This is a genomic window from Vulcanococcus sp. DEBay_Sum22DG08_74, from assembly GCF_017852955.1.
Lineage (GTDB): Bacteria > Cyanobacteriota > Cyanobacteriia > PCC-6307 > Cyanobiaceae > Vulcanococcus.
Genome location: NZ_JAFMKL010000133.1, coordinates 1 through 4,041, shown reverse-complemented (window position 1 = coordinate 4,041; position 4,041 = coordinate 1). Strand labels below are relative to the sequence as shown.

Here is a 4,041-nt window from a genome sequence, read left to right as displayed (position 1 = left end):
GTGTAGATCGGGAAGGACTCCTCGTAGAACGAGAAGGCCGGGTTGGGCTGATCGGTCAGGGCCAGGTTGGCCTCATAGAAGGCACCGATCGTTCCGATGTCTTCCCAATAGTCATCGAAGAGGTAGCTCTGGATGTGGTCACCCCGCTCCAAGGAGGCAGGGATCAGCTCCTTGCCAAAGTCCGTCGCGCTCGGGTTCTTCGCTAGCAAATCGAACAGGGTCTCGCGGCTGAAGACATAGATCCCCATCGATGCGAGATAGGGGCGCTTCTCGGCTTCCTCTGGGGAGAGCCCCAGACGGGAGGTGTCGACCCACATCTCCTTCAGGGCATCACCCTTGGGCTTCTCGCGGAACTCGCGAATCTTTCCTTTCTCGTCGGTGTGCATCAAGCCGAAGGCTTCGGCCTGCGGGGCATCCACCGGCAGGGCACCGATGCTGATGTCGGCGCCGGTGGCGATGTGGTGGTTGACGAACTCGCTGTAGTCCATCCGGTAGAGCTGGTCACCGGAGAGGATCAGGTAGTGGTCCACATCCCATTCCTGGAAGAGCCACTGGTACTTGCGAACAGCATCCGCTGTTCCCTCGAACCAGCTGGGGCTCTCAGGGGTCTGCTGGGCAGCAAGGACCTCGACAAAGCCCTGACCAAAGCCAGAGGAGAGGTTGTAGCTCTGGGTGAGGTGACGGTTGAGGGAAGCGCTGTTGAACTGCGTCAACACGTACATCTTGTTGATGTCGGAGTTGATGCAGTTACTGATGGGGATATCAATCAGTCGATACTTGCCAGCCAGGGGCACGGCGGGCTTGGCCCGCATCTTGGTCAGAGGGTAAAGGCGGGTCCCTGCACCGCCGCCCAGAATGATCGCCAGAACGCGCTTCATCGCTTCCCTCTACGCCAAAAGCACGGCGACGTTAAGCGATTACTGAGGCCGCTCCACGGCTTTTGGGGCACATTGGCGGCAATTCGTACGGCTTTTCCCAGAACAGCCGTGATCCCTTGAAAAACCGGTGGGGTACTTAGCCCTGGAGGTCCTCCAATTCGAACAGCTCCTGGATGACCTTCATCGCTTGGTGCCGCTGCTGACGGGGCTGGGGAGCCCTCAGTTTCGTGACGGGACCATGGAGGATTTTGTTGATGATCCCTTTGCTCAGGGCCTCGACAACCTTGCGCTCGCGGGCGGAGAGGTCAGGACCCATCCGACTCAGTGCCTTCTGGAGCTCCTGCTCGCGGATCTCCTCGAGTTGGGTGCGCAGCCTGTTGGCCACGGGGACCGCCTCTAGACCATCCCACCACTCGATGAACTGTTGCCCCTCCTGATGAAGCATGCCCTCTGCTTCAGCGGCAATCTCACGGCGCGCCTCCTGGTTGCGGGCAACCACCTCTTGGAGGTCGTCCACGTCATAGGCAGCGATGCCGCTGAGCTCGGAGACATCCGCTGAGATGTTCCGTGGCACGCCGATGTCCACCAACATCAAGGAGGAGCGTCGGTTCAATTGCCCCAAACGCTCTGCCGTAATGATCGGGTCATCGGCACCCGTGCTGGTGAACACAAGGGAACAGGTGCTCAGGCAGTGATTGAGATCGCTGAGCGGCCGGCATTGCACCGGCAGAGCGGGGAAGTCCGCCGCCATCTCCTCGGCACGGGAGACGGTTCGGTTGAGCAGGACAACACCCCTGGCTCCCTTGGCCTGAAGGTGCTGGAGAAGCAGTCGGGCCATCCGACCGGCGCCAACCACCGCAATTTGTTCCTGATCGAGGGGAACGAGATCGTCAATCCCACGGGCTTGTCCAACCTTCAGTTGGGCCAGCTCAACGGCTGCAGAGCTGATCGAAACGGCACCGGTCCCCAGGTTGGTCTCCGAACGCACCCGCTTACCAGTGCTGACGGCTTGGTTGAGCAGGCGGTTCAGGATTGGGCCGATCGAGCGATGCTCTTGGCCCAGGCGGTACATCTTTTTGACCTGGGACAGGATCTGGCCTTCCCCCAAGACCAAAGAATCCAAGCCAGCCGCGACACGCATCAGGTGCCCGATGGCCTCCTCGTGGTGGTAGGCAAAGAGGTGGGGCATGAGCTCAGAGAGCTCAAGGCCGGAATGCTGACTGAGAAAACTGCCGACGGCTGAAACCCCCTGCTCAGGGTTGCGAAGCAGGGTGTAGATCTCGAGCCGATTGCAGGTGCTGAGAATCGAGGCCTCAAGAACCTGTTCGTCCGCCCGCAGGCGCTGGAGGGAGTCCTCCATGCTCTGCTCAGCAATGCTGAGACGTTCCCGGATCTCAACCGGGGCCGTTCGGTGACTGAGTCCGACGACGGCGATGTGCATGAAGGTGGATCCGGGGGTGCGCAACAGGGACGGCTAAAAGAAAGCCGGGCCTCCCAGAGGAGACCCGGCTCGAGCTGATCGGGCGATCAGCGCAGAGCGATGCTCTGGGCTCCGTCCTTGATGTGGACCGTGGTGGTGAAACGGGCGGTGTTGTCCAGGGTGCTGATCACCAGGGAGCTGGTGCGGGTGCAGTCCTTCTCGAACTTCACGCCGTCGAAGAGCAGACCATCGGTGATGCCGGTGGCAGCGAACACCACGTTCTCGCCGCAGGCCAGTTCGTTGGCTTCGTAGACGCGGTCGGGATCGGTGATACCCATCTCGGCCAGGCGGGCCAGGTTGCCTTCCTTGGTCAGGCCTTCCCACTCGGAGGTCTGAGCGACGGCGGGGTCGTACACCAGTTGTCCCTGGAAGTGACCGCCCAGGGCGCGCAGGGCGGCTGCGGAAATCACACCCTCAGGAGCAGCGCCAATACCCATCAGACAGTGGGTACCGGTGCCTGCGAAACCACAGGCGATGGCAGCCTGCACGTCGCCATCAGAGATGGGCTGGACGCGGGCGCCGGTGGCGCGGATCTCCTTGATCAGGTCCTTGTGACGAGCGCGGTCCATCACCACGATGACCAGCTCTTCAGCGGGAAGGCCCAGGCACTCGCTCAGGATCTTGATGTTCTCGGTGGCCGACTTGTTGATGTCGACCTTGCCCTTTGCTGCCGGGGGTGCAGCCAGCTTCTTCATGTAGAAGTCGGGGGCATTGAAGAGACCGCCGCGGTCAGAGGCAGCCAAAACGGCCATCGAGCCACGCTGGCTGTTGGCACAGAGGTTGGTGCCTTCGCAGGGGTCCACAGCGAAGTCCACGCCAGGGCCGGTGCCGCTGCCGACTTCCTCACCGATGTACAGCATGGGGGCTTCGTCGCGCTCGCCCTCGCCGATCACGATGCGGCCCTGCATCTGGATCTTGTACATGCGCTCACGCATCGCCTCCACGGCGGCTGCGTCGGCCTCGTTCTTCAGGCCCATGCCGGTGAGCTTGGCGGAAGCAATGCCTGCCTGCTCAACAACCTCGAGAATTTCTTGAATCAGGGTGCGATCCACGGCGGTCCGGCGATGGGAAGGGTTGAAGCGCTGAAAGGGCTCTGGGGCTCTGGAGACCTGCATTGACGGCCGTGAGGACCAGTCAATGAGTGGAAGTCCAGCGCCAGCAGGGCCTTTCGGGCTTTTAGCGCCGCTCACTGTATCAGTGCTTCACGGCGCGCCGAGCCGAAGCAGCCTTTGAAAAAGAGGGGGGATGGCGATTCCTACAATCGGCCCCTGTTCAGCCGCGGTTGCGCCCCATGAGCACCAAGTCCCTGGTGATCTCCCCCTCGATTCTGTCCGCGGACTTTTCCCGGCTTGGGGAAGACGTGCGTGCGGTGGATGAAGCCGGTGCGGACTGGATTCACGTGGATGTGATGGACGGACGCTTTGTCCCCAACATCACCATCGGCCCAATGATCGTCGAGGCCCTGCGCCCGGTGACCAAAAAGCCCCTGGACGTTCACCTGATGATCGTCGAGCCGGAAAAGTACGTCCCCGACTTCGCCAAAGCCGGTGCGGACATCATTTCCGTGCAAGTCGAAGCCTGCACCCACCTGCACCGCAACCTCGCGCAGATCAAAGATCTCGGCAAGATGGCCGGTGCGGTGCTCAACCCCGGCACCCCGATCGACACCCTCGAGTACTGCCT

At 61.6% G+C, this 4,041-nt stretch carries 4 protein-coding genes; 1 reads left to right on the top strand and 3 read right to left on the bottom strand.

What is annotated here, in order from left to right:
• The 3 genes from QZ184_RS10530 to glpX form a co-directional block, all read right to left on the bottom strand.
• On the bottom strand, positions 1 to 878 hold an 878-nt coding region (locus QZ184_RS10530), incomplete at its 3' end, for a sugar phosphate nucleotidyltransferase (protein WP_296419517.1).
• 136 nt (positions 879 to 1,014) lie between these two features.
• Entirely contained in the window at positions 1,015 to 2,319 is a 1,305-nt protein-coding gene (locus QZ184_RS10525; RefSeq protein ID WP_247479974.1) for a glutamyl-tRNA reductase, read from the bottom strand.
• Between the two features lie 86 nt (positions 2,320 to 2,405).
• Positions 2,406 to 3,410, bottom strand: coding sequence for a class II fructose-bisphosphatase (gene glpX, locus QZ184_RS10520; RefSeq protein ID WP_010316931.1), 1,005 nt, complete (start codon positions 3,408 to 3,410; stop codon positions 2,406 to 2,408).
• Between the two features lie 239 nt (positions 3,411 to 3,649).
• Here glpX and QZ184_RS10515 point away from each other — a divergent pair.
• A partial coding sequence (locus tag QZ184_RS10515; RefSeq protein ID WP_296419514.1) for a ribulose-phosphate 3-epimerase occupies positions 3,650 to 4,041 on the top strand: 392 nt, incomplete at its 3' end.